The sequence below is a fragment of the Shinella zoogloeoides genome (genome assembly GCF_030733845.1).
GTDB lineage: Bacteria > Pseudomonadota > Alphaproteobacteria > Rhizobiales > Rhizobiaceae > Shinella > Shinella zoogloeoides_C.
In genome coordinates, this window is sequence record NZ_CP132311.1 from 1,464,355 (window position 1) to 1,487,787 (window position 23,433).

24 protein-coding genes are annotated in these 23,433 nt (G+C 65.0%); 17 read left to right on the forward strand and 7 right to left on the reverse strand.

The genetic code is table 11. The features are described from left to right. Positions 1 to 148 precede the first annotated feature (148 nt). On the reverse strand, positions 149 to 694 hold the full coding sequence (locus Q9316_RS08305) for a cysteine hydrolase family protein (protein WP_306034709.1): 546 nt from the start codon (positions 692 to 694) through the stop codon (positions 149 to 151). 101 nt (positions 695 to 795) lie between these two features. On the opposite strand from Q9316_RS08305, the gene Q9316_RS08310 reads away from it, so the two are divergent. Beyond that, the gene (locus Q9316_RS08310; RefSeq protein ID WP_306034710.1) at positions 796 to 1,755 is read left to right on the forward strand and encodes a GlxA family transcriptional regulator; all 960 of its coding nucleotides are present in this window, start codon (positions 796 to 798) and stop codon (positions 1,753 to 1,755) included. 1 nt (position 1,756) lies between these two features. Here Q9316_RS08310 and Q9316_RS08315 read toward each other — a convergent pair whose 3' ends face one another. The 3 genes from Q9316_RS08315 to Q9316_RS08325 form a co-directional block, all read right to left on the reverse strand. Next, a complete protein-coding gene (locus Q9316_RS08315; RefSeq protein ID WP_306034711.1) occupies positions 1,757 to 3,160 on the reverse strand; it encodes a bifunctional serine/threonine-protein kinase/universal stress protein in 1,404 nt (467 codons plus the stop codon). Then, positions 3,161 to 3,901 (reverse strand): metallophosphoesterase family protein, encoded by a 741-nt coding sequence (locus Q9316_RS08320; RefSeq protein ID WP_306034712.1) that lies wholly within the window; start codon positions 3,899 to 3,901, stop codon positions 3,161 to 3,163. It lies immediately after the preceding gene. Positions 3,902 to 4,002: 101 nt separating this feature from the next. Next, on the reverse strand, positions 4,003 to 5,331 hold the full coding sequence (locus tag Q9316_RS08325; RefSeq protein ID WP_306034713.1) for an NAD(P)/FAD-dependent oxidoreductase: 1,329 nt from the start codon (positions 5,329 to 5,331) through the stop codon (positions 4,003 to 4,005). Positions 5,332 to 5,387: 56 nt separating this feature from the next. Between Q9316_RS08325 and Q9316_RS08330 the strand changes: the two genes are divergently transcribed. From Q9316_RS08330 to Q9316_RS08390, 13 genes are all read left to right on the forward strand, one after another. Further along, positions 5,388 to 6,281 (forward strand): VOC family protein, encoded by an 894-nt coding sequence (locus tag Q9316_RS08330; RefSeq protein WP_306034714.1) that lies wholly within the window; start codon positions 5,388 to 5,390, stop codon positions 6,279 to 6,281. A gap of 1 nt (position 6,282) precedes the next feature. Continuing rightward, positions 6,283 to 7,122, forward strand: a complete 840-nt coding sequence (kdsA, locus tag Q9316_RS08335; protein ID WP_306034715.1) for a 3-deoxy-8-phosphooctulonate synthase — start codon at positions 6,283 to 6,285, stop codon at positions 7,120 to 7,122. Positions 7,123 to 7,251: 129 nt separating this feature from the next. Beyond that, entirely contained in the window at positions 7,252 to 8,526 is a 1,275-nt protein-coding gene (gene eno / locus Q9316_RS08340; RefSeq protein WP_306034716.1) for a phosphopyruvate hydratase, read from the forward strand. 138 nt (positions 8,527 to 8,664) lie between these two features. After that, positions 8,665 to 8,973, forward strand: a complete 309-nt coding sequence (locus tag Q9316_RS08345; protein ID WP_306034717.1) for an FtsB family cell division protein — start codon at positions 8,665 to 8,667, stop codon at positions 8,971 to 8,973. A gap of 148 nt (positions 8,974 to 9,121) precedes the next feature. After that, complete coding sequence (gene pdhA, locus Q9316_RS08350) at positions 9,122 to 10,168, forward strand: pyruvate dehydrogenase (acetyl-transferring) E1 component subunit alpha (protein WP_306034718.1); 1,047 nt, start codon at positions 9,122 to 9,124, stop codon at positions 10,166 to 10,168. 17 nt (positions 10,169 to 10,185) lie between these two features. Beyond that, positions 10,186 to 11,568, forward strand: a complete 1,383-nt coding sequence (locus tag Q9316_RS08355) for a pyruvate dehydrogenase complex E1 component subunit beta (protein ID WP_306034719.1) — start codon at positions 10,186 to 10,188, stop codon at positions 11,566 to 11,568. Between the two features lie 15 nt (positions 11,569 to 11,583). Beyond that, entirely contained in the window at positions 11,584 to 12,930 is a 1,347-nt protein-coding gene (locus Q9316_RS08360; protein WP_306034720.1) for a pyruvate dehydrogenase complex dihydrolipoamide acetyltransferase, read from the forward strand. 15 nt (positions 12,931 to 12,945) lie between these two features. Next, positions 12,946 to 13,587: an SGNH/GDSL hydrolase family protein gene (locus Q9316_RS08365; protein ID WP_306034721.1), complete on the forward strand. Its 642-nt coding sequence runs from the start codon at positions 12,946 to 12,948 to the stop codon at positions 13,585 to 13,587. 106 nt (positions 13,588 to 13,693) lie between these two features. Then, positions 13,694 to 15,139 (forward strand): dihydrolipoyl dehydrogenase, encoded by a 1,446-nt coding sequence (lpdA, locus tag Q9316_RS08370; protein ID WP_306034722.1) that lies wholly within the window; start codon positions 13,694 to 13,696, stop codon positions 15,137 to 15,139. A gap of 88 nt (positions 15,140 to 15,227) precedes the next feature. After that, positions 15,228 to 16,205 carry a lipoyl synthase gene (lipA, locus tag Q9316_RS08375; protein ID WP_306034723.1) on the forward strand — a complete coding sequence of 326 codons (978 nt, stop codon included), beginning with the start codon at positions 15,228 to 15,230 and terminating at the stop codon, positions 16,203 to 16,205. Positions 16,206 to 16,276: 71 nt separating this feature from the next. Then, positions 16,277 to 16,855, forward strand: coding sequence for an AAA family ATPase (locus tag Q9316_RS08380; protein WP_306034724.1), 579 nt, complete (start codon positions 16,277 to 16,279; stop codon positions 16,853 to 16,855). Beyond that, the gene (locus tag Q9316_RS08385; RefSeq protein ID WP_306034725.1) at positions 16,852 to 17,418 is read left to right on the forward strand and encodes an AAA family ATPase; all 567 of its coding nucleotides are present in this window, start codon (positions 16,852 to 16,854) and stop codon (positions 17,416 to 17,418) included. Before Q9316_RS08380 ends, Q9316_RS08385 begins: the two co-directional genes overlap by 4 nt. A gap of 9 nt (positions 17,419 to 17,427) precedes the next feature. After that, positions 17,428 to 17,892: a type II toxin-antitoxin system RatA family toxin gene (locus Q9316_RS08390; protein WP_306034726.1), complete on the forward strand. Its 465-nt coding sequence runs from the start codon at positions 17,428 to 17,430 to the stop codon at positions 17,890 to 17,892. Here the strand turns inward: Q9316_RS08390 and Q9316_RS08395 are convergent. The 3 genes from Q9316_RS08395 to Q9316_RS08405 are packed head-to-tail and all read right to left on the reverse strand — an operon-like array spanning position 17,881 to position 19,758. Beyond that, a complete protein-coding gene (locus Q9316_RS08395) occupies positions 17,881 to 18,375 on the reverse strand; it encodes a CinA family protein (protein WP_306035248.1) in 495 nt (164 codons plus the stop codon). The two genes, Q9316_RS08390 and Q9316_RS08395, sit on opposite strands and share 12 nt — an antisense overlap. Before the next feature lie 2 nt (positions 18,376 to 18,377). Further along, positions 18,378 to 19,589: a bifunctional 2-C-methyl-D-erythritol 4-phosphate cytidylyltransferase/2-C-methyl-D-erythritol 2,4-cyclodiphosphate synthase gene (locus Q9316_RS08400; RefSeq protein ID WP_306034727.1), complete on the reverse strand. Its 1,212-nt coding sequence runs from the start codon at positions 19,587 to 19,589 to the stop codon at positions 18,378 to 18,380. 40 nt (positions 19,590 to 19,629) lie between these two features. Beyond that, positions 19,630 to 19,758 (reverse strand): hypothetical protein, encoded by a 129-nt coding sequence (locus Q9316_RS08405; protein WP_306035390.1) that lies wholly within the window; start codon positions 19,756 to 19,758, stop codon positions 19,630 to 19,632. Between Q9316_RS08405 and dusB the strand changes: the two genes are divergently transcribed. The 3 genes from dusB to ntrC are packed head-to-tail and all read left to right on the forward strand — an operon-like array spanning position 19,735 to position 23,359. Beyond that, positions 19,735 to 20,760 carry a tRNA dihydrouridine synthase DusB gene (gene dusB / locus Q9316_RS08410; protein WP_306034728.1) on the forward strand — a complete coding sequence of 342 codons (1,026 nt, stop codon included), beginning with the start codon at positions 19,735 to 19,737 and terminating at the stop codon, positions 20,758 to 20,760. The two genes, Q9316_RS08405 and dusB, sit on opposite strands and share 24 nt — an antisense overlap. Further along, positions 20,757 to 21,905: a two-component system sensor histidine kinase NtrB gene (locus tag Q9316_RS08415; RefSeq protein WP_306034729.1), complete on the forward strand. Its 1,149-nt coding sequence runs from the start codon at positions 20,757 to 20,759 to the stop codon at positions 21,903 to 21,905. Before dusB ends, Q9316_RS08415 begins: the two co-directional genes overlap by 4 nt. Then, positions 21,905 to 23,359, forward strand: coding sequence for a nitrogen regulation protein NR(I) (ntrC, locus tag Q9316_RS08420; RefSeq protein ID WP_306034730.1), 1,455 nt, complete (start codon positions 21,905 to 21,907; stop codon positions 23,357 to 23,359). Before Q9316_RS08415 ends, ntrC begins: the two co-directional genes overlap by 1 nt. Positions 23,360 to 23,433: the final 74 nt, after the last annotated feature.

A 23,433-nucleotide genomic window follows, 5' to 3' on the forward strand; every position in this document is an offset into this window, starting at 1 on the left:
ACTCCGATGGGCGCCGGCCATGCGGGGCGGCTGCCGGGTGCATTCACGCGGGAAGAGACATCATCGTCACATGACAGGGGAATGACGCGACATTCGCAAGGGGCCGATCGTCTCCGCCATGGGGCGGAGACGAGGTGTTTTGCGCGAATTACGACAGGAATTCCGCAGTCGTCGTGACCTTGCCGTAGCCGAATTCGAGCGCCGACATGATCGTGGCGTGGACCTGCGCGGCCGGCACGACCGAATCACCGAAGGCCTTGTCGCGCGTCGCGCAGGCGTCGTGCACTACGGTGAGGTTGTAGCCGAGATCGGCGGCGGCGCGGGCCGTCGCATCGATGCAGACGTCGCTCATAGCGCCGACGACGACCACGTCCTCGATACCGCCTGCCTTGAGGGTCTCTTGCAGCACCGTGTCGCGGAAGGAATTGGGGTAATTCTTGACGACGACCGCATCGCCCGCCTGCGGCGCGATGGCGGGAATGGGCTCGATGCCATCCGTATTGGGCGCGAAGAGCGGCGAATCGGCCTCCTTCGCGATGTGATGGACATGCACGATCCGGTCGCCTTTGCCGCGTGCGGCTTCCACGACCCGCGCCGCATTGGCGGTGGCGGCGTCGATGCCGGTCAGCGCGAAGCTGCCGGTGGCGAGATAGTCCTTCTGCAGGTCGACGATGATGATGGCGCGTTTGCTCATGAGGGTTCCTTCCGCTTCACGATTGATGATGTGGACATAGTGCCCTCCGCCTGCCATGTCTGGCCATTGGCGATACCGACATAATCAAGGGTGAAAGTGACATGGCCCGCGCTGCCGAAATCGGACTGGTGCTCTATCCCGGTGTCCAGATGGCCGCCGTTCTCGGCATGACTGACCTGTTCAATGCGGCGACAGAGCTGGCCGGCCGGAAGGGGCGGACGGGGTCGACATTGCTTGTCAGCCACTGGCGGCTTGAAGACGGTAAGCCGGTGCGCACCGACGCGAGCAATGCGCCAGGCGAAGCGCCGCGGCCCTGCGTGCTCGTGCTGCCGCCGGCGCTCGGCGATCCGATCGCGCGGGCGGACGCGGCGCCCTTTGCCGCGTGGCTGCGGCAGTGCCATGCCGGCGGCATCCAGCTCGCCTCGATCTGCGCCGGCGCCTTCCTGCTCGGCGAGACGGGGCTGCTGACGGGGCGCACCATCACCACCAACTGGGTGATCGCCGAGACCTTCGAGGTGCGCTTTCCCGATGTGCGGGTCGATACGGACCGGCTGCTCAGCGATGACGGCGATATCGTCACGGCCGGCGGCGTGATGGCCTGGGTGGATCTCGGGCTCAAACTGATCGACCGCTTCCTCGGCCCGACGATCATGCTGGAGATCGCCCGGCAGTTCGTCATCGATCCGCCAGGGCGAGAACAGCGCTACTACAGCACCTTTTCGCCGCGCCTGCTGCATGGCGATGCCGCCATCCTGAAGGTGCAGCATTTCCTGCAGGCGAGCGAGGCGAAGGAGATCGGCCTCGATGTCCTCGCCGCGCAGGCGGGGCTGGAGGAGCGCACGTTCCTGCGGCGGTTCCGCAAGGCAACGGGGCTGACGACGACGGATTACTGCCAGCGGCTGCGGGTGGCCAAGGCGCAGGAGCTGTTGCAGTTCACCACGCGCTCGGTCAATCTGGTGGCGGTGGATGTCGGCTATAACGACCCCGGCGCCTTCCGGAAGGTTTTCGCCCGCATCGTCGGCCTGACGCCGGGTGAGTATCGCAAGCGCTTTCGCTCGTAAGCTATTGCGGGCGCTGGCGATTGCGCACGACGGTGACGGTGCAGGGCGCGTGCGCGGCCACCTCGCCGGAGACGCTGCCGAGCATGGAGCGCATGGCCGATTCGGCGCGGGCGCCCATCACGATATGGTCGACATGATTCTCGCGTGCATAGTCGAGGATGGCGTCGGCGGGCGAGACGGCCTCCAGCACATGGAAGGTGATGCCGCCGCCGGGCGCCGGCAGGCCCGTCGACCAGTTGCGCAGCTCCACGAGCCGCATCACATGCTTGTTGCGGCCTTCCTCGTCCAGCGATGTGTCGATGGCGATGCGGTTGATCTTCAGGACGTTGATGCAGGCGATGCGGGCCTGCGGCGTGTTCTCGATGATGCGGATAACCGTCCTGTGGATCGCCGCGGCGCGTTCCGGTGTGTTGGCGGCAAGATCGATCGCGACGGCGACGATCGGCGCATCGGCAAGCTGGGCCTCCGCCGTCTGCGGCTTGACGGTCTCGATCGGCACCGGATTGAAGCGGCGGCGCAGCACCATGCCGAACGGATCGCGCTTCATCTTCTCCGCCCGGGCCGTCAGCTTGACGGCGGGAAGGTCCTGCAGGTCGAGGGCGAGCTGGGCCGCGCTCGGATAGCGCCAGGCGGGGTTCACTTCCAGGCAGCGCAGGATGACTTCCTGCAAGGCCGGCGGAATGGCGCCGTTGCGGGCGCGCGGCGGCAGCGGATCGCGCCAGAGCCGGCGTTTCAGGCCCTTCAGCCGCTGGGGATCGCCGAAGGGCCGTTCGCCGGTCGCGAAGAAATACAGCATCACGCCGAGCGCGAAGAGATCGCTGCGGAAATCGCTGCGCGTGCCCAGCACCTGTTCGGGCGCCATGTAGGGCGCGGTGCCGTAGGGCAGGCGGAACTGCTCGTCCATCAGGTCCGGCAGGTGGACGTGGCGGGCAAGGCCGTAGTCGATCAGCACAGCCTCGCCGCTCTCGCGGAACATCACGTTGGAGGGTTTCAGGTCGAGATGCACGACATGCTGGCGGTGCAGCGAATCGAGCGCGACGGCGACCTTCGCGCCGATGGCGACGACCTCCTCCGGCGGCAGCGGCAGGCGCTCGAGCAGCGGATAGAGCGAGGTGCCGGGTAGGCGCTCCATGACGATATAGGGGAGCGTGGCGAAATCGCCGTTGGCGACGAAGCGCGGCACATGCGGGCCGGAAAGCCGCGGCAGGATCATCTGCTCCATCTCGAAGCCTACGATGGCCGCGGGGTCGTCGCCTTCGCCGATGACCGGCACCTTCATGAGGATCGGGAAATCGATATCCGGCCGGCTGACCTGCCAGATGCGCGCCATGCCGCCATTGTGGGCGATATCCTCGATTGTAAAGCCGTCGATCACGTCGCCGGGTTTCAGCCGCGCCTTCATCATCTAGCGTCCCCGCAGCAGGCGGTCGGCGAGGGAGGAGGGCAGGCCGGCGGCGCGGATCTTGTCTGCGGCCTTCTCCATGTCATAGGCGGCGCGCTGGAAGCGCAGTTCCGCCTTTTCCGTGTCGTAGAGCGCGAAGGCGGCGGCGGGATTGCCGTCGCGCGGCTGGCCGACGGAGCCCATGACGGCAAGCCAGCGGCGCTGCGGCAGCAGCGGCACCGGCGTGGCGGCGACGGGACAGAAATGCGTGACCCTGCCGCCCGGCGCGGTGCAGTATAGCGCGGGCTTGTGCACATGGCCGCAAAAGCTGACGCGCGCCTCGCAGGCGGCAAGGTGCTGGCCGGCGTCGCTGGCATCGAGCACATAGTTCCAGTCCGACGGCGCGCTGGCATCGGCATGGACGAAGAGGCAATCGCCCTCTCGCGCCTTGAAAGGCAGGGCGGCGAGGAAGGCGCGGGTTTCGCCGCCGAGTTGCCGGCGCGTCCATTCGAGCGCGAGCGTCGCCGCCGCGTTCATCGAGAAGGAAGGGTTTCCAACCGCATCGTCATGGTTGCCGCGCAGCACGATGGCGCCATCGGCGGCGAGCTGCATCGTCCGCTCGGCGCACCATTCCGGATCCGCGCCGTAACCGACGATATCGCCGAGCAGCACGAACCGTTCCGCACCCACCGCCCCGGCCGCGGCGAGCACCGCCTCGAACGCCTCGCGGTTGGCATGGATATCGGAGAGAATGGCAAGCAGCATGACAGTCCGGCCTTCGCAGATAGCCGCAGGACCATAGCGCGCCTTGCAAGCCTCATCCATTCAACGGAAGGGGAATAACGCGCTGCCGGATTGGCGTTTCGTCAGGAACCCGGGCCCTTGAAGGCGAAAAGATCGGCATCCGCATCGCCATGGCCGGCGATGTCAGCCGAGACGATCTCGGCGGCGATCTGGCTGAAGGTGATGCCGTTGCCGCCGAAGCCCATGACGGCGAACGTGTTGGCAAGGCCGGGAACGCGGCCGATCAGCGGCAGGCCGGTGCGCGTCGTGCCGAAGGGAGCGGCCCATCTATATTCCGGCTCCGGCAGGGAAAGGCCGAGCAGGGCTTCGACCTTGCGGTGGATGGTCTTCGTCTTGTTCCTGAGCTTTTGCGGCGAGGCGTAGGCATCCTCGCTCTCCTCGTCCTCGCCGCCGGCGATCAGCCGTCCGTCGCGCGAACGACGGAGATAGAGATAGGGATCGGCGCCTTCCCAGACGATGCAGTCCTTCAACCAGTCCGGCAGGTTCGTGCCCGGCGGCGTGGCGAGCGCCCAGGTGGAGATGATGGCGTGATCCTTGTTCGCGACGGACTCGAGGAATTCATAACCGGAGCAGAAGACGGCATGGCGGGCTGAGAGGATCTTGCCGTCAGCCGTCGCAAGGAAGACGCCTTGCGCCGTCGAGCGCAGGTCGGTGATTTCGAGCGGGCTCACGAGCTCGACGCTCCGTGCCATCGCTGCCCGCAAAATGCCGGCGGCCATCTGGGCCGGGTTCGCCGAGGCGGAGATGTCGCTGAGGATCGCGCCGGTGCGGTCGAGGTGGAAATGCTCGGCAAGTTCGGCGGCATCGAGGAAATCCGCCTCGATACCGGTCGCGTGACGGGCCTCGACCTCGGTGCGCAAGGCCCGGCTGCCATATTCGGTGCCGGCAAGGAACAGCGTCTTCTTGCGCTCGAAGCCGCAGGACAGGCCGAGATCGGCGACGATGCGCGTGAGCTGTTCGACGGCGCGGGCGGAGCGTTGCCAGGCGCGCCGCGCCTCTTGCTCGCCGATCATGCCGGAAAGCCTGGAGAGGGGAATGTCGATCTCGTGCTGGATCATCGCGGTGCTCGCGAGCGTGCTGCCGTGGACGGGCTGGCGTCGGTCGACGACGAGCACGCTGCGTTTTCCGTCGGCCAGCGCATGCGCCATGAGCGCGCCGGAAATGCCGGCGCCAACGATGACGACGTCGTAGTCGCTGCGAGACGGCGTTTTGCGTGTCTTGAGGGAAATGCGCGGCGAGTCGGCCCAGACGGGACGGGATTCGTGCAGATCGCGCTTGCGGGTGATGTCGGGGGATTGGGAAATGGCACTGCTCCGGTCAGAAGTCCTTTGGAATGGCTGGGGAACGGAAAAGTTCCGGTGGCCCTTCACGCGCGGTGCTGGTGCTTGCATTGCGCGCCGAAAGCATGCAAAGCACGAGGCGCCTGAAACACGACCGGATTTTGCCCATGACCGTGAGTTCGAGAACGCCCCGCCCGATTGACCATCTGGTGCTGCCGGTGTCCGACCTCGCAATCGCGCGCGACCGCCTGAGCGCGCTGGGTTTCACCGTCGCCAGGGACGCGCGCCATCCGTTCGGCACGGAAAACTGTTGCGTCTTCCTCTCCGACGGCAGCTATCTGGAACCGCTTGGCATCGCCAATCGGGAGGAATGCGAGGATGCCGCGCGCAAGGGCAATGTCTTCGTCGCGCGCGACCAGGCTTTCCGCTTTCGCCGTGGCCTTGAAGGTTTTTCCGGCATCGCCATGGCGACGGGCGATGCCTGGGAGGACGACCAGCGCTATGCGGCGGCCGGCCTTTCCGGCGGTGAGGTGCTGGAATTTTCCCGCGACATGCTGTTGCCGGACGGCACGAGCGCGACCGGCAGTTTCCGCCTCGCCTTTGCCGCCGACCTGCGCAGCCCCGATTTCTTCTTCTTCGCCTCGCAGCGCATCCTGCCGCTGCCCTCCGATCGCAAGTCGCTGGAGGCGCACGAGAACGGCGTTGTCGCGCTTGCGGAGGTCGTGCTGTCGGAGCAGAATCCGACCGACTTCCAGTATCTGGTGCAGGAGGCGACCGACGAGCGCGAGGTCGAGGCCTTGTCTTTCGGCATGTCGGTGGATACGCCGCGCGGCCGCATCACGGTGCTGAACGATGCCGGTCTCGAAGGTTTCTACGGAATATCGCCGGTCGCCGGCACGGATCGGGGCCTGAAGGGGCAGGCGCTCGTCTTCAAGGTTACCAGCCTTGCCGATTGTCGCCGCTTGCTTGAGCAGCGCGGCGTCGCCTTCCGCGAACGGGACGACCGTCTGCTCGTGCCGCCGGCGCCGGGGCAGGGCGTCCTCTTCGTCTTTGGAGAATGACATGAAAACCAATTCCACCGTCATCGTCGGCGAAGGCGTCAAGAAGGTCACCTTCGCGCAGGACAAGCGCTTCTCGCTGATCGCCGGCCCCTGCCAGATGGAAAGCCGCGACCACGCCTACATGATCGCCGGCACCCTCGCTGAACTCTGCGGCAAGCTCGGCCTCGGCCTCGTCTACAAATCGTCCTTCGACAAGGCCAACCGGACGTCGATCGCCGGCAAGCGCGGCATCGGCCTTGAGAAGGCGATGGAAATCTTCGCCGATCTCAAGAAGGATTTCGGCTTTCCGGTGCTGACCGATGTTCACACCGAGGAACAGTGCGGCCTCGTGGCCGGCACGGTCGATATCCTCCAGATCCCGGCCTTCCTGTCGCGCCAGACCGATCTTCTGGTCGCTGCCGCCAAGACCGGCCGTGCGATCAACGTCAAGAAGGGCCAGTTCCTCGCGCCCTGGGACATGAAGAACGTGCTCGCCAAATTCACCGAGAGCGGCAATCCGAACGTGCTCCTGTGCGAGCGCGGCGCCTCCTTCGGCTACAACACGCTCGTCTCCGACATGCGCTCTCTGCCGATCATGGCCTCGCTCGGCGCGCCTGTCGTGTTCGATGCGACCCATTCCGTGCAGCAGCCGGGCGGGCAGGGTGGCTCGACCGGCGGCCAGCGCGAATTCGTGGAGACGCTCGCGCGGGCGGCGGTGGCTGTCGGCATCGCCGGCCTTTTCGTCGAGACGCATGAGGATCCGGACAATGCGCCCTCCGACGGCCCCAACATGGTGCACCTGAAGGACATGCCGCGGCTTCTCGAAAAACTGCTGGCCTTCGACGCGATCGCCAAGGGTTGAGACTTCAAACGGATGACACGGAGACGTGCCATTCGTTTTTTCTGGCGCCATCACGCCATTGTAATTTCCACATGGTCGATTAGAAGTGGATTTTAATCGATTAATAAACCCCGAACCAGGACGATATCCATGACTGCTATCATCGACATCATCGGCCGCGAGATTCTCGACAGCCGCGGCAACCCCACCGTCGAAGTGGACGTGCACCTCGAGGATGGCAGCTTCGGCCGCGCGGCCGTTCCGTCGGGCGCCTCGACCGGCGCGCATGAAGCCGTCGAACTGCGCGACGGTGGCAAGCGCTACCTCGGCAAGGGTGTCGAGAATGCCGTTGCCGCCGTCAACGGCGAGATCTTCGAGGCGATCGGCGGGCTCGACGCGGAAGACCAGATCCAGATCGACCAGACCATGATCGAACTCGACGGCACGCCGAACAAGGCGCGCCTCGGCGCCAACGCCATTCTCGGTGTGTCGCTCGCTGTCGCCAAGGCTGCCGCGGAAGCGGCCAACCTGCCGCTCTACCGCTATGTCGGCGGTCCGAACGCCCGCATCCTGCCGGTGCCGATGATGAACATCATCAATGGCGGCGCGCATGCCGATAACCCGATCGACTTCCAGGAATTCATGATCGTGCCAGTTGGCGCCGACAATGTACGCGATGCCGTGCGCATGGGCTCTGAAGTCTTCCACACGCTGAAGAAGCAGCTCGCCGCCGACGGCCACAACACCAATGTCGGCGACGAAGGCGGCTTCGCGCCGGGTCTCGCCTCCGCCCCGGCCGCCCTCGACTTCATCATGAAGTCGATCGAGAAGGCCGGCTACCGTCCGGGCGAGGACATGTTCATCGCGCTCGACTGCGCCTCGACCGAATTCTTCAAGGACGGCAAGTATGTGCTGGAAGGCGAAGGCCGCACGCTGGAGCCGGGCGCCATGGCCGATTACCTTGCCGAACTCTCGGCAAAGTACCCGATCTTCTCGATCGAGGACGGCATGGCCGAGGACGACTGGGACGGCTGGAAGGCGCTGACCGACAAGATCGGCAAGAAAGTGCAGCTCGTCGGCGACGACCTCTTCGTGACGAACTCGGCGCGCCTGCGCGACGGCATCAAGATGGGTGTTGCCAACTCGATCCTCGTCAAGGTCAACCAGATCGGCTCGCTCTCCGAAACGCTCGACGCCGTCGAGACCGCGCACAAGGCGAGCTATTCGGCCGTCATGTCGCACCGCTCGGGCGAGACGGAAGATTCCACGATCGCAGATCTGGCGGTCGCCACGAACTGCGGCCAGATCAAGACCGGCTCGCTCGCCCGTTCGGATCGTACCGCCAAGTACAACCAGCTCATCCGCATCGAGGAGCAGCTTGGCGCCCAGGCGAAGTATGCCGGCCGCGGCATCCTGCGCGGCTGATCGCAAAACAGTTTTTCCGCAATGGCGAAACCCGCATCTCCGGATGCGGGTTTTTTCTTTGACCGGTCCATCATGGTCAATGGTCGGTTAACCGCTTGCCGCTAGTGTCGATCCCGTATTGCGTATCGGGGCACGGACATGTGGACCAAACATCATAAAAAGCGGAAATTCGGCCGGCTGGCACTGCCGGTTATTACGGTCGCATTCCTTTCCTACTTCGGCTATCATTCCGTCCATGGTGACTTCGGTCTGCGCGGAATGGAGGATTTCGAGCGACAGAGAGTAGAGCGACAGGCGCGTCTGGACGTGCTCGTGCGGCAGCGCCAGATCCTGGAAAAAGAGGTCGCCCTGATGAGTGACGGCTCGCTTGAACGCGATATGCTGGACGAGAAGGCGCGCTCGTATCTCAACATGTCGCGGAACGACGAAATCGTCATTTTCCACTGAAAAACTCGATTAACCGAAATCTTGTTAATCGTAAATCTGCCTTACTAATCAGCGGCTTACAAAGAATATAAGCCATGCATTTATGGCATTGCTGAGGTGGAATTTCTCCCCTATGGTTTCCTCAAAGGGCAAACATAGGGAGGAACGAATGGCTCCGCGTAAAACCGCGTCCACGTCCAGCCGCAAGACTGCGGCAAAGCCTGCGAAGAAAGACTTCACTGGCGGCACCATCGCCGAATTCTCCAAGGAAGACGATCTCAAAGCCTATCGCGAGATGCTGCTGATCCGGCGTTTCGAGGAAAAGGCCGGCCAGCTCTACGGCATGGGCTTCATCGGCGGCTTCTGTCACCTTTACATCGGCCAGGAAGCTGTCGTCGTCGGCATGCAGCTGGCACTGAAGGAAGGTGATCAGGTCATCACCGGCTATCGCGACCACGGCCACATGCTCGCTTGCGGCATGAGCGCGCGCGGCGTGATGGCGGAGCTGACCGGACGCCGCGGCGGCCTTTCCAAGGGCAAGGGCGGCTCCATGCACATGTTCTCCAAGGAAAAGCACTTCTACGGCGGCCATGGCATCGTCGGCGCGCAGGTCTCGCTCGGCACTGGCCTCGCCTTCGCCAACCGCTACCGCGGCAACGACAACGTCTCGCTCGCCTATTTCGGTGACGGCGCCGCCAACCAGGGCCAAGTCTACGAGAGCTTCAACATGGCGGCGCTCTGGAAGCTGCCGGTGATCTACGTGATCGAGAACAACCGCTACGCCATGGGCACGGCCGTCTCGCGCGCCTCCGCCCAGACCGACTTCTCGCAGCGCGGCGCTTCCTTCAACATCCCCGGCTTCCAGGTGGATGGCATGGACGTGCGCGCGGTCAAGGCCGCCGCCGACGAGGCCGTCGAACATTGCCGCTCCGGCAAGGGTCCGGTCATCCTCGAAATGCAGACCTACCGCTATCGCGGCCACTCCATGTCCGACCCGGCGAAGTACCGCTCGAAGGACGAGGTGCAGAAGATGCGCTCCGAGCACGACCCGATCGAGCAGGTGCGTGCCCGTCTTCTGGAAAACAACTGGGCAAGCGAAGACGATCTCAAGCAGATCGACAAGGACGTCCGTGACATCGTCGCCGACAGCGCCGATTTCGCGCAGTCCGATCCGGAGCCGGATGTATCCGAACTCTACACCGACATCCTGCTGTAATCCGGGGAGGGACACCAATGCCAATCGAAATTCTCATGCCCGCCCTGTCTCCGACCATGGAGGAGGGCACGCTCTCCAAGTGGGTCAAGAACGAGGGTGACACCGTCAAGTCCGGCGACGTCATCGCCGAGATCGAAACCGACAAGGCGACGATGGAAGTCGAAGCCGTCGATGAAGGCGTGATCGGCAAGATCCTGATCGCCGCCGGCACCGAAGGCGTCAAGGTCAACACGGCGATCGCCGTGCTGCTGCAGGATGGCGAAAGCGCCGATTCGGTCGCGGCCCCCAAGGCCGCCGCCGCCGAAAAGCCTGCGGAAGCCGCCGCGCCTGCTGCTCCGGCTCCGGCCGCCGCAGCGCCGGTTCCGGCCGCGCCGAAGGGCGAGACCGCCGCCGATCCGGATATTCCGGCCGGCACCGAAATGGTGATGACGACAGTGCGCGAAGCGCTGCGCGACGCTATGGCGGAAGAAATGCGCCGCGACGATAACGTCTTCGTCATGGGCGAGGAAGTCGCCGAATACCAGGGCGCCTACAAGATCACGCAGGGCCTGCTGCAGGAATTCGGCGCCCGCCGCGTCATCGATACGCCGATCACCGAGCACGGCTTTGCCGGCGTCGGCGTCGGCGCGGCCATGACCGGCCTGAAGCCGATCGTCGAGTTCATGACCTTCAACTTCGCCATGCAGGCGATCGACCAGATCATCAACTCGGCCGCCAAGACGCTTTACATGTCGGGCGGCCAGATGGGCGCGCCGATGGTCTTCCGCGGCCCGAACGGCGCGGCGGCCCGCGTGGCGGCCCAGCATTCGCAGTGCTATGCCGCCTGGTACAGCCAGATCCCCGGCCTCAAGGTCGTCATGCCCTATACGGCTGCCGACGCGAAGGGTCTCCTGAAGGCGGCCATCCGCGATCCGAACCCGGTCATCTTCCTCGAAAACGAAATCCTCTACGGCCAGAGCTTCGAAGTGCCGAAGATGGACGATTTCGTGCTGCCGATCGGCAAGGCGCGCATCCACAAGAAGGGTAACGACGTTACCGTCGTCTCCTTCGGCATCGGCATGACCTATGCCATCAAGGCGATCGCCGAACTCGAGAAGGAAGGCATCGACGTCGAGCTGATCGACCTGCGCACCATCCGCCCGATGGACCTGCCGACGGTCATCGAATCGGTCAAGAAGACCGGCCGTCTCGTCACCGTCGAGGAAGGCTATCCGCAGTCCTCCGTCGGCACCGAGATCGCAACCCGCGTCATGCAGCAGGCCTTCGACTATCTCGATGCGCCGATCCTGACGATCGCCGGCAAGGACGTCCCGATGCCCTACGCCGCGAACCTCGAAAAGCTGGCCTTGCCGAATGTCGGCGAAGTCGTCCAGGCGGTCAAAACCGTCTGCTACAAGTAAGGGGAGGGCTGAGGTATGCCGATCAACATCACGATGCCGGCGCTCTCGCCCACCATGGAAGAGGGCAATCTGGCCAAGTGGCTCGTCAAGGAAGGCGACACCGTGAAATCCGGTGACGTCATCGCCGAGATCGAGACCGACAAGGCAACGATGGAAGTCGAAGCCGTCGACGAAGGCACGGTCGCCAAGATCGTCGTGCCGGCCGGTACGGAAGGCGTGAAGGTCAACACCCTCATCGCCATCCTCGCCGCTGAGGGCGAGGACGTCTCGGCCGCTGCTGCCGGCGGCGGTTCCGCGCCGAAGGCGGAAGCCAAGGCGCCCGAAGCCAAGGCGGAAGCGCCGAAGGAAGCCGAAAAGCCGGCGGCTGCCGCCGCTCCGGCCGCGGCCGCCTCGGCAGGACCGGCCCCGGCCAGGGACGGCAACCGCGTCTTCTCCTCGCCGCTCGCCCGCCGTATCGCCAAGGAAGCCGGGATCGACATTTCCGCGGTTTCCGGCTCCGGTCCGCATGGCCGCGTGGTCAAGAGCGACGTCGAGAAGGCCGCGGCCTCCGGCGGTGCCAAGCCCGCCGCTGCAGCAGCGCCGGCCGCTGCCGCGTCCGCAGCCCCTGCCGCCGCGCCGAAGGGCATGTCGGAAGAGGCGGTGCTCAAGCTGTTCGAGCAGGGCTCCTACGAGCTCGTGCCGCATGACGGCATGCGCAAGACCATCGCCAAGCGCCTGCAGGAATCCAAGCAGACGATCCCGCACTTCTACGTCTCGGTCGACGTGGAGCTCGACGCGCTGCTGGCGCTGCGCGCCCAGCTCAACGATTCGGCGCCGCGCAAGGAAGACAAGCCGGCCTACAAGCTCTCGGTCAACGACATGGTGATCAAGGCCATGGCGCTCGCGCTGCGCGACGTGCCGGATGCCAACGTCTCCTGGACCGACAGCAACATGGTCAAGCACAAGCACGCGGATGTCGGCGTCGCCGTCTCCATCCCGGGTGGCCTGATCACGCCGATCATCCGCAAGGCGGAAACGAAGACGCTCTCCACCATCTCCAATGAGATGAAGGACCTCGGCAAGCGCGCCAAGGAACGCAAGCTGAAGCCGGAAGAGTACCAGGGCGGCACGACCGCGGTGTCCAACATGGGCATGATGGGCGTCTCGAACTTCGCCGCCGTCGTCAACCCGCCGCATGCGACGATCCTCGCAGTTGGTGCGGGGACGGAGCGGGTCGTGGTCAAGAAGGGCGAGATGGTCATTGTCAACGCGATGACGGTCACGCTCTCCACCGACCACCGCTGCGTCGATGGTGCGCTCGGCGCCGAGCTTCTCGGAGCCTTCAAGCGTTACATCGAGAACCCGATGGGGATGCTCGTCTGATAGCGGGGTGCGGCCATGAAGACGGTTCTCTGCTACGGCGACAGCCTGACCTGGGGCTACAACGCGGAAACGCTCGACCGGCACGCCTTCGAGGATCGCTGGCCGAGCGTGCTCGCCAAGGCCCTGGGGCCCGGCGTCACCGTGATCGCGGAGGGCCTCAACGGCCGCACCACCGCCTATGACGACCACCTGGCGGATTGCGACCGCAACGGCGCGCGCATTCTGCCGACCATCCTGCACAGCCACGATCCGATCGACCTCGTCATTCTCCTGCTAGGTGCCAACGACATGAAGCCGGCCATCTGCGGCACGGCCTTCGGCGCTGTGCAGGGCATGGAGCGGCTGGCGGAGCTGGTGCGCCACCACGCCTGGTCGTTCGGCGCGCAGGAGGGGCCGGAGATACTGATGGTCTCGCCGCCACCGCTCAGCGAGACCGCCAACACCGCCTTCGCGGCGATGTTCGCCGGCGGCGTGGAGCAGTCGGCCATGCTGGCGACGCTCTATGCGGACCTAGCGGACGAGATCGGCTGCGGCTTCTTCGATGCGGGCTCGGTGGCGCAAACGACACCGCTCGACGGCGTGCATCTCGATGCGGCGAACACGCGGGCGATCGGCAAGGGTATCGAGCCGGTCGTGCGCATGATGCTCGGACTTTAAGGCATTTCCGGCAGAAGCGGTTTGCGACCGCAATTGCATTGGAATGAACTGATGAGAACAAGACGCGGCGCTTCGTTCCCGCGCAACAAGTGAGGCAGGAAACGACATGGCTCAATCCTACGACGTCATCGTAATCGGTTCGGGGCCGGGCGGCTACATCGCAGCGATCCGCGCGGCGCAGCTTGGCCTGAAGACGGCCATCGTGGAGCGCGAGCATCTCGCCGGCATCTGCTCCAACTGGGGCTGCATCCCGACCAAGGCGCTGCTGCGCTCGGCCGAGATCTTCCATTACGCCCAGCATCCGGGCGATTACGGCGTGAAGATCGAGGGTTCGGTGACGCCGGACCTGAAGGCCATCGTCGCCCGCTCGCGCGGCATCGCCCAGCGCATGAACGGCGGCGTCGGCTTCCTGATGAAGAAGAACAAGGTCGACGTCATCTGGGGCGAGGCAAAGCTCACCAAGCCGGGCGAGATCGTCGTGTCCAAGACGACGAAGGCGATCCAGCAGCCGCAGGCGCCGTTGCCGAAGAACGTCCTGCCCGAAGGCACCTATACCGCCAAGCACATCGTCATCGCCACCGGCGCCCGCCCGCGCGCGCTTCCGGGCATCGAGCCTGATGGTAAGCTGATCTGGACCTATTTCGAGGCGATGAAGCCGGAGGAAATGCCGAAGTCGCTGCTCGTCATGGGCTCGGGCGCCATCGGCATCGAGTTCGCCTCCTTCTACCGCACGCTCGGCGTCGACGTCACCGTCGTCGAAGTGATGAAGACGGTCATGCCGGTCGAGGATGTCGAAATCTCGGCGCTCGCCAAGAAGCAATTCGAAAAGCAGGGCATGAAGATTCATCTGGAGGCCAAGGTCGCCAAGGTCGAGAAGGGCGCCAACTCCATCACCGCCCATGTCGAGATGAAGGACGGCAAGGTCGAGAAGATCACCGCCGATCGCATGATCTCCGCCGTCGGCGTGCAGGCGAACATCGAGAATATCGGCCTCGAGGCGCTGGGCGTGAAGACCGACCGCGGCTTCATCGCCATCGACGGCTACGGCAAGACGAACGTGCCGGGCATCTACGCCATCGGCGACGTCGCCGGCCCGCCGATGCTGGCCCACAAGGCCGAGCACGAGGCCGTCATCTGCATCGAGAAGATCGCCGGCCTGCCGAACGTCCATCCGATGGACAAGTCCAAGATCCCGGGCTGCACCTACTGCCACCCGCAGGTCGCCTCGGTCGGCCTCACCGAAGCCAAGGCCAAGGAGCAGGGCCGCGATGTCCGCGTCGGCCGCTTCACCTTCGCGGGCAACGGCAAGGCCGTGGCACTCGGCGAGGACCAGGGCATGGTCAAGACGATCTTCGACAAGAAGACCGGCGAACTTCTCGGCGCGCATATGGTGGGCGCGGAAGTGACCGAGATGATCCAGGGCTTCGTCGTCGCCATGAACCTGGAGACGACCGAGGAAGAACTGATGCACACGATCTTCCCGCATCCGACGATTTCGGAAACGATGAAGGAAAGTGTGCTCGATGCCTATGGGCGTGCACTCAACGCTTGAACGTGCTAAAGCCCGCCTCCACATGAGGCGGGCTTCTCGAATTTTGGTCCGCAAGACAGGCGTAGAAGCCTGCTAGGAAGTGGATAACATGGTCACCATTCTCGACCGCACCAACCTGACGCCGGACGCCAAGCGCGTGCGCCACCCGGAAAAGGCCAATCGGCCAGATACCGAGGTGCTGCGCAAGCCGGAATGGATCCGCGTCAAGGCGCCGGTTTCCAAGGGCTATCAGGAAACGCGCGATCTCGTGCGCTCCCACAAGCTCGTGACGGTCTGCGAGGAGGCGGGCTGCCCGAATATCGGCGAGTGCTGGGACAAGAAGCACGCGACCTTCATGATCATGGGCGAGATCTGTACCCGCGCCTGCGCCTTCTGCAACGTGGCGACGGGCAAGCCGAATGCACTCGACATGGAGGAGCCGGAAAACGTCGCCAAGGCCGTCAAGCAGATGGGCCTTTCCCATGTCGTCATCACCTCCGTCGACCGCGACGACCTGGAAGACGGTGGCGCGGAGCATTTCGAGAAGGTGATCTGGGCGATCCGTGCGGCATCGCCGCTGACGACCATCGAGATCCTGACGCCCGACTTCCTCAAGAAGCCCGGTGCGCTGGAGCGCGTCGTCGCCGCCAAGCCAGACGTCTTCAACCACAATATGGAAACCGTGCCGGGCAACTACCTCACGGTTCGTCCGGGCGCGCGCTACTTCCACTCCGTCCGCCTGTTGCAGCGCGTGAAAGAACTGGACCCGACGATGTTCACCAAGTCGGGCATCATGGTGGGCCTCGGCGAGGAGCGCAACGAAGTGCTCCAGCTCATGGACGACCTGCGCACTGCCGACGTCGACTTCCTGACCATCGGCCAGTATCTCCAGCCGACCCGCAAGCACCACAAGGTGGATCGCTTCGTGACGCCGGACGAGTTCAAGTCCTACGAGACGGTCGCCTACACCAAGGGCTTCCTGATGGTTTCGTCGAGCCCGCTGACGCGCTCCTCGCACCACGCCGGCGACGACTTCGCCCGCCTCAGGGCCGCCCGCGAGCGCAAGCTTCTCGCCGCTGCGGAATAGACATTCCCGCCATCATCCTTTAAGCCCCGCCGTCCTGCCCGACGGCGGGGTTTTTCGTTTCGGGGATGGCGATGACGGTTTCGATGACGATCGAGGAGGCCGCGAGGCGGCTGAAGACGGCGGAGCGCGTGCTGGTGATCGGCTGCTCGGGCGGTGGAAAATCGACGCTGTCGCGGGCGCTCGCCGCGCATTTCGGGCTCGAATACCAATCGATCGATCGCGACGTGCGCTGGCTGCCGGGCTGGTGCGAGCGTGATCCGGCGGAACGCCGGCAGATTCTTGAGGCGCTTGTCGCGCGTGAACGCTGGGTGATGGACGGCAGCAATCCATCCACATTCGATCTGCGCGTGCCCCGTGCGCATCTCGTGGTCTGGGTGCGCCTGCCGCGCCTTGCGTGCCTTGCCGGCGTGGCGCGCCGCGTCTGGCGCTACCACGGCACGGTGCGCCCCGAAATGGCGCCGGGCTGCCCGGAGCCGCTGCCGGACCGTACGTTTCTCGATTACATCTGGAATTTTGAGAGGAAATCCGCGCCGGGCTTCATCCGCAAGCTGGAGCAGCACGGCGCCGGCATTCCGCTCGTCACGCTAGAATCGCGCACGGATACGCGGCGCTTCCTGCGGTGCGCGGGCGTCGAAGGAGGGCGGGGATGATGGAACGGATCGCGCCGGAAGAGGCGGCCGAAAGGCTGAAGACGGCGGAGCGTGTGCTGGTGATCGGCTGCTCGGGCAGCGGCAAGAGCACGCTGGCGCAGAAGCTCGTCGCGCATCTGGGCCTGCCCTACGTTTCGATGGACCGGGAGATATTCTGGCTGCCCGGCTGGCAGATGCGGCCGCGGGCCGAGGCGCTGGCACGCCTGCAGGACATCGTCGCGCGGGAGCGCTGGATCCTGGACGGGACCAGCCCCGGCACCTTGCCGCTACGCCTGCCGCGCACCGATCTCGTCTTATGGCTGCGCCCGCCGCGCGCGATGTCGCTCTACGGGGTGATTTCGCGCTGGCTGAAGTTGCGTGGCCGCTCGCGGCCGGAAATGGCGGACGGCTGCCCCGAGAAGATCGACCTGAAGTTCCTCACCTATGTCTGGAACTTTGAGAAGACCGAAAGCCCGGAGATTGCGGAAAATCTTGCGGCATATGGACCCGGCGTGCCGGTTTGCGTGTTGAAATCGCGCGCCGAGAACGACCTGCTACTTGCAAGAGTTGCCGCGGTTTATTAGCTCTCGGCCATGCCCCAGTTCGAAACCCGCAGGCCCGTTCCCCATACGCCCGACCAGATGTTCGACCTCGTCGCCGATGTCGAGCGCTATCCGCAGTTCCTGCCGCTCTGCGAGGGGCTGACCGTGCGCTCGCGCAAGGAGCGCGACGGCAAGGAACTGCTGATCGCCGACATGACGGTCGGCTACAAGGCGATCCGCGAGACGTTCACGACGCAGGTGCTGCTGAACCGCGCGGAACGGGCGATCGACGTCAAGTATATCGACGGGCCGTTCCGCTACCTCGACAACCGCTGGCGCTTCGAGGCGCTGCCGCAAGGCGGCTCGACGGTGCATTTCTTCATCGACTACGAGTTCAAGAGCCGCATCCTCGGCGCGCTGATGGGCTCGATGTTCGACCGGGCCTTCCGCATGTTCACCGATGCCTTCGAAAAGCGCGCTGACGCGATCTATGGCGGCAAGGCGTCAGTCGGCTGAGATTTCCATGAGCATTTCCAGGGCGGTGCGGACCGTGGCGAGCCGCACGGCGCTGCGGCCTATGTCGCCGTAGCGCATTTCCCGGTGCAAGGTCGCATGGCCCGTGCGGGCGGCGGCCAGATGCACGAGGCCGACGGGTTTTTCGTCTGAGCCGCCGCCGGGGCCGGCAATGCCCGTCACCGCGACGGAGATATTGGCGCCGGAGTTCCCGATTGCGCCCTCGGCCATTTCGATGGCAGTCGGGCGGGATACGGCGCCGTGGGCCTTCAGCGTCGCATTGGCAACGCCGATCATCTCCCGCTTCGCCTCGTTGGAATAGGTGACGAAGCCCCGATCGAACATCGCGGAGGAACCGGCGATCTCGGTGATGGCACTGGCGATGAGGCCCGCCGTGCAGGATTCGGCGGTGGCGACCAGCAGCTTGCGCTCGGTGAAATCAGTGACGATGCGCCGGGCGGCGTCCTCGATATCCTTCGGCCAGATGCTCATGCGTCGGTTCCCTTGTAGACGACGGTCGCGGTGGCGATCGCGGCAATGCCCTCGCGCCGGCCGATGAAGCCGATCTTCTCGTTGGTCGTCGCCTTGACCGAGCAGCGGTCGATGGAAATGCCGAGGAATTCTGCAAGGTTGCGGCGCATTTCCTCCCGGTGCGGGCCGACCTTCGGCGCCTCGGCGATCAGCGAGACATCGGCATTCATGATCGTGCCGCCCTTCGCGCGCACGATGCCGGCGGCATGCTCTAGGAAGATGCGCGAGGCCGCGCCCTTCCATTGCGGGTCGGACGGCGGGAAATGATCGCCGATATCGCCCGCGCCGCAGGTAGCGAGCAGGGCGTCGGTCAGGGCATGCAGCGCCACGTCGGCATCCGAGTGGCCGGAAAGTTTCTGGTCGTGCGGGATGAACAGGCCGCAGAGCGTGACGCCGTCGCCCTCGACGAGCTGGTGCACGTCGTAGCCGTTGCCGGTGCGCACATCGGGAAGGCCGTTTGAAAGGCGCTGGTCGGCCATGGTGATGTCCTTTTGTAAGGTGAGCTTGACGTTCCCGGCGCTGCCTTCGACGAGATGCACGCGAACGCCCGCCCATTCGGCAATCGAGGCGTCGTCGGTGAAATCACTGCGGCCGGTGGCGCTGGCGCGGCGGTGCGCCTCCAGAATGGTGGCGAAGTGGAAGGATTGCGGCGTCTGGGCGGCAAAGAGGCCGGAGCGCGAGACCGTTTCGGCGACATTGCCGTTGGCGTCCGCCCGTTTCAGCGTGTCGGCGACGGCGACGGCCGGAAGAACGGCGCGGGCGCCATGGTGGAAGGCGGCAAGCGTGCGCTCCAGGATGGCGGGCTCGACGAAGGGGCGCACGGCATCCTGGATGAGCACGTGGCTGATCTCCTCGCCCGCAAGCACTTCGAGGCCGGCGAGCACGGATTGCTGGCGGGTCGCGCCGCCATGCACCACGGTCAGGCGATCGCCAGCGGGCAGGGATGCGGCGCGGGCGGTCTCGAACAGCGCCGCGTCATCGGGATGTATCACGACCACGATATGCCGGGAATGCGGCCAATTGACAAAGAGATCGAGCGTATGGGAGATGACCGGCCTTCCGCCGATGCGGCGGTATTGCTTGGGGCCTTCGGCATGGCTGCCGGCCCGTTCGCCCCGCCCGGCAGCAACGATCACCACACCGCAGGATAGCGCATTTTCCGCCTGCATCTCGGTCCCGGACCTCCGTTTCAAAGCGTTTTGAGGTGGTTTAGCCGGAAGGATGGCGCAATTCCAGCGCTGAACGGAAAATTGCGGGTCCGTGTGATTGCGGCTTGGCAAGAACGACAACAATGGCTAAAAATAGTGCAAAGAAATGACCTGCTTGAAAGATAAGCATTTGGCGACCTCCACCCTGTCAGCGCCGCTCGCGATCGGCAGCCAGACCCTGCGGAACCGGATCGTCCTGGCGCCGATGTCCGGCGTCACGGACCTGCCGTTTCGCGATCTCGCCTGGCGTTTTGGCGCGGGGCTGGTCGTGACGGAAATGGTGGCGAGCCGGGAGCTGGCGCTCAATGCACGCGAAAGCTGGTCGCGCATCCGCAATTGCGGCATCCGTCCGCACATGGTGCAGCTTGCCGGGCGCGAAGCGCACTGGATGGCGGAGGCCGCGCGCATCGCCGAGGGCGAGGGCGCCGACATCATCGACATCAATATGGGCTGCCCCGCCAAGAAGGTGATCGGCGGCTATTCCGGCTCCGCGCTGATGCGCGATCCGGACCACGCGCTCGGGCTCATCGAGGCGACGGTCAGTGCCGTGAAGGTGCCGGTGACCGTCAAGATGCGGCTGGGCTGGGATCACGATTCGCTCAACGCACCGCATATCGCATCCCGCGCCGAGGCGGCGGGCGCGGCGATGATCACCGTGCACGGGCGCACGCGCATGCAGTTCTACGAGGGCAGAGCCGATTGGGACGCGATCCGCGCGGTGCGCGACGTGCTGTCCATTCCGCTCGTCGCCAATGGCGATGTCGATACCGCCGAGGACGCGCAGGAGATACTGCGCCGCTCGGGCGCCGATGCCGTGATGGTGGGCCGCGGCGCGCAGGGCCGGCCTTGGCATCCGGCGGTGCTGGCCGGCGCGTGCGCGCCTCCTTCGACAGAAGAGGTCGCGAAGGTCGCGGTGGAGCACTATCGCATGATGCTCGATTTCTACGGCGCCGAGGCAGGATTGCGCCACGCGCGAAAACATGTCGGCTGGTATCTGGAGCGCTTTGCGCCCGGCCTTGCGGGCGCCGCGAAGGCCGAGATCATGACGGCGCGCGACAGTGATTTTGTTGCCGATCGGCTGGCCGCGGCGCTGCTGGGCGATGCGGCATCGACGCTCGGAGAGGCCGCATGACCGGCAAGGGCGACGACCAGACTGCCGCGAAGGCGCCGGACCTGGCGCTTGCAGTTCTCAACGCCATCCAGAACCCGGTGATCCTCGTTGATGCGCAGGGGCTTATGGCATTTGCCAACTGGGAGGCCGAATCCTTCTTCGGCGCGAGTGCGAACCATCTCTCCCGCCACACTGTCTCGAGCCTCATTCCCTTCGGTAGCCCGCTGCTGACCTTGATCGACCAGGTACGCGAGCGCCGGGCGCCGGTCAGCGAGTACCGCGTCGATCTCAGCTCGCCGCGGCTCGGCGCGGACAAGCTCGTCGATATCTACGTGGCGCCGGTGACGACGGAGCCGGGCTCCGTGGTGGTCGTCATCCAGGAACGCTCCATGGCGGACAAGATCGACCGCCAGCTCACCCACCGCACCGCCGCCCGCTCGGTGACCGGCCTCGCCTCCATGCTGGCGCATGAGATCAAGAACCCGCTATCGGGTATCCGCGGGGCCGCCCAGCTTCTGGAGACCTCGGTGCTGGACGAGGACCGCGCGCTGACGCGGCTGATCTGCGACGAGACGGATCGCATCGTCTCGCTGGTCGACCGCATGGAGGTGTTTTCCGACGAGCGTCCGGTGGACCGCGTGCCCATCAACATCCATTCCGTGCTCGATCATGTGAAGGCGGTGGCCAGGGCAGGCTTTGCCCGCAATATCAGGATCACGGAACTCTACGATCCGTCGCTGCCGCCGGTCTACGCCAATCGCGACCAGCTCGTGCAGGTCTTCCTGAACCTCATCAAGAACGCCTCGGAAGCGATCGGCGACCGGCCGGACGGCGAGATCCAACTCACCACGGCCTACCGGCCGGGCATCCGGCTCTCGGTCGCCGGCACGCGCGAGAAGATTTCGCTGCCGCTCGAATTCTGCGTGCACGACAACGGCACCGGCGTTCCGGCGGATCTGGTTCCGCATCTCTTCGATCCCTTCATCACGACGAAGACCAACGGCTCCGGCCTTGGCCTTGCGCTGGTCGCCAAGATCATCGGCGGCCATGGCGGCATCGTCGAATGCGACAGCCAGGGCAACCGCACCACCTTTCGCGTGCTGATGCCCGCTTCGCGCGGCGTCAGCGAAGACGACGACTTTCCCAAGACCAAAGGACATGATTGATGACAGGCGCCACAGTCCTCGTTGCCGATGACGATGCCGCGATCCGCACGGTTCTCAACCAGGCTCTCAGCCGCGCGGGATATGACGTGCGCATCACCTCCAACGCGGCCACCCTGTGGCGCTGGATTTCCGCCGGCGAGGGCGACATCGTCGTGACCGACGTCGTCATGCCCGACGAGAACGCCTTCGATCTCCTGCCGCGCATCAAGAAGGCGAGGCCCGACCTGCCGGTTCTCGTCATGAGCGCGCAGAACACCTTCATGACAGCGATCAAGGCCTCTGAAAAGGGCGCCTACGACTACCTGCCGAAACCCTTCGACCTCACCGAGCTGATCGCGATCATCGGCCGGGCGCTGGCCGAGCCGAAGCGCAAGCCGGTGCGCCTCGAAGACGACACGCAGGACGGCATGCCGCTCGTCGGCCGCTCGGCGGCGATGCAGGAAATCTACCGCGTGCTCGCCCGCCTGATGCAGACGGACCTGACGCTGATGATCACCGGCGAATCGGGCACCGGCAAGGAGCTCGTCGCCCGCGCGCTGCACGACTACGGCAAGCGCCGCAACGGCCCGTTCGTCGCCATCAACATGGCGGCCATCCCGCGCGACCTCATCGAATCGGAACTTTTCGGCCACGAGAAGGGCGCCTTCACCGGCGCGCAGAACCGCTCGACCGGCCGTTTCGAGCAGGCCGAGGGCGGCACGCTCTTCCTCGACGAGATCGGCGACATGCCGATGGACGCGCAGACCCGGCTTCTGCGCGTGCTCCAACAGGGCGAATATACCACTGTCGGCGGTCGCACGCCGATCCGCACGGATGTGCGCATCGTGGCGGCGACCAACAAGGACCTGAAGCAGTCGATCAACCAGGGCCTCTTCCGCGAAGACCTTTACTATCGCCTCAACGTCGTGCCGTTGCGCCTGCCGCCACTGCGCGACCGGGCGGAGGATATACCCGATCTCGTGCGCCACTTCGTGCAGCAGGCGGAGAAGGAGGGGCTGGATGTCAAACGCTTCGACCACGAGGCGCTGGAACTGATGAAGGCGCATGCCTGGCCGGGAAACGTACGCGAGCTGGAGAACGTCGTGCGCCGGCTGACCGCGCTCTACCCGCAGGACGTCATCACCCGCGAGATCATCGAGACGGAACTGCGCGCCGACATTCCGGACAGCCCGATCGAAAAAACCGTGACGCGCACCGGCACGCTGTCGATCACCCAGGCCGTCGAAGAAAACATGCGGCAATATTTCGCCAGCTTCGGCGATGCCCTGCCGCCATCCGGGCTCTACGACCGCGTTCTGGCCGAGGTAGAGTATCCGCTGATTCTCGCCGCGCTCACCGCCACACGCGGCAACCAGATCAAGGCGGCCGACCTGCTTGGCCTCAACCGCAACACGCTGCGCAAGAAAATTCGCGAACTGGGTGTGTCTGTGTACAGAAGTTCCCGCACTGCTTGACTTTACGGCAGAGAGCGTTGCATTTTGGCCACAATCTGTTGCTTGAGGGTAACAGAGGGGTTGGTGGTCGAATA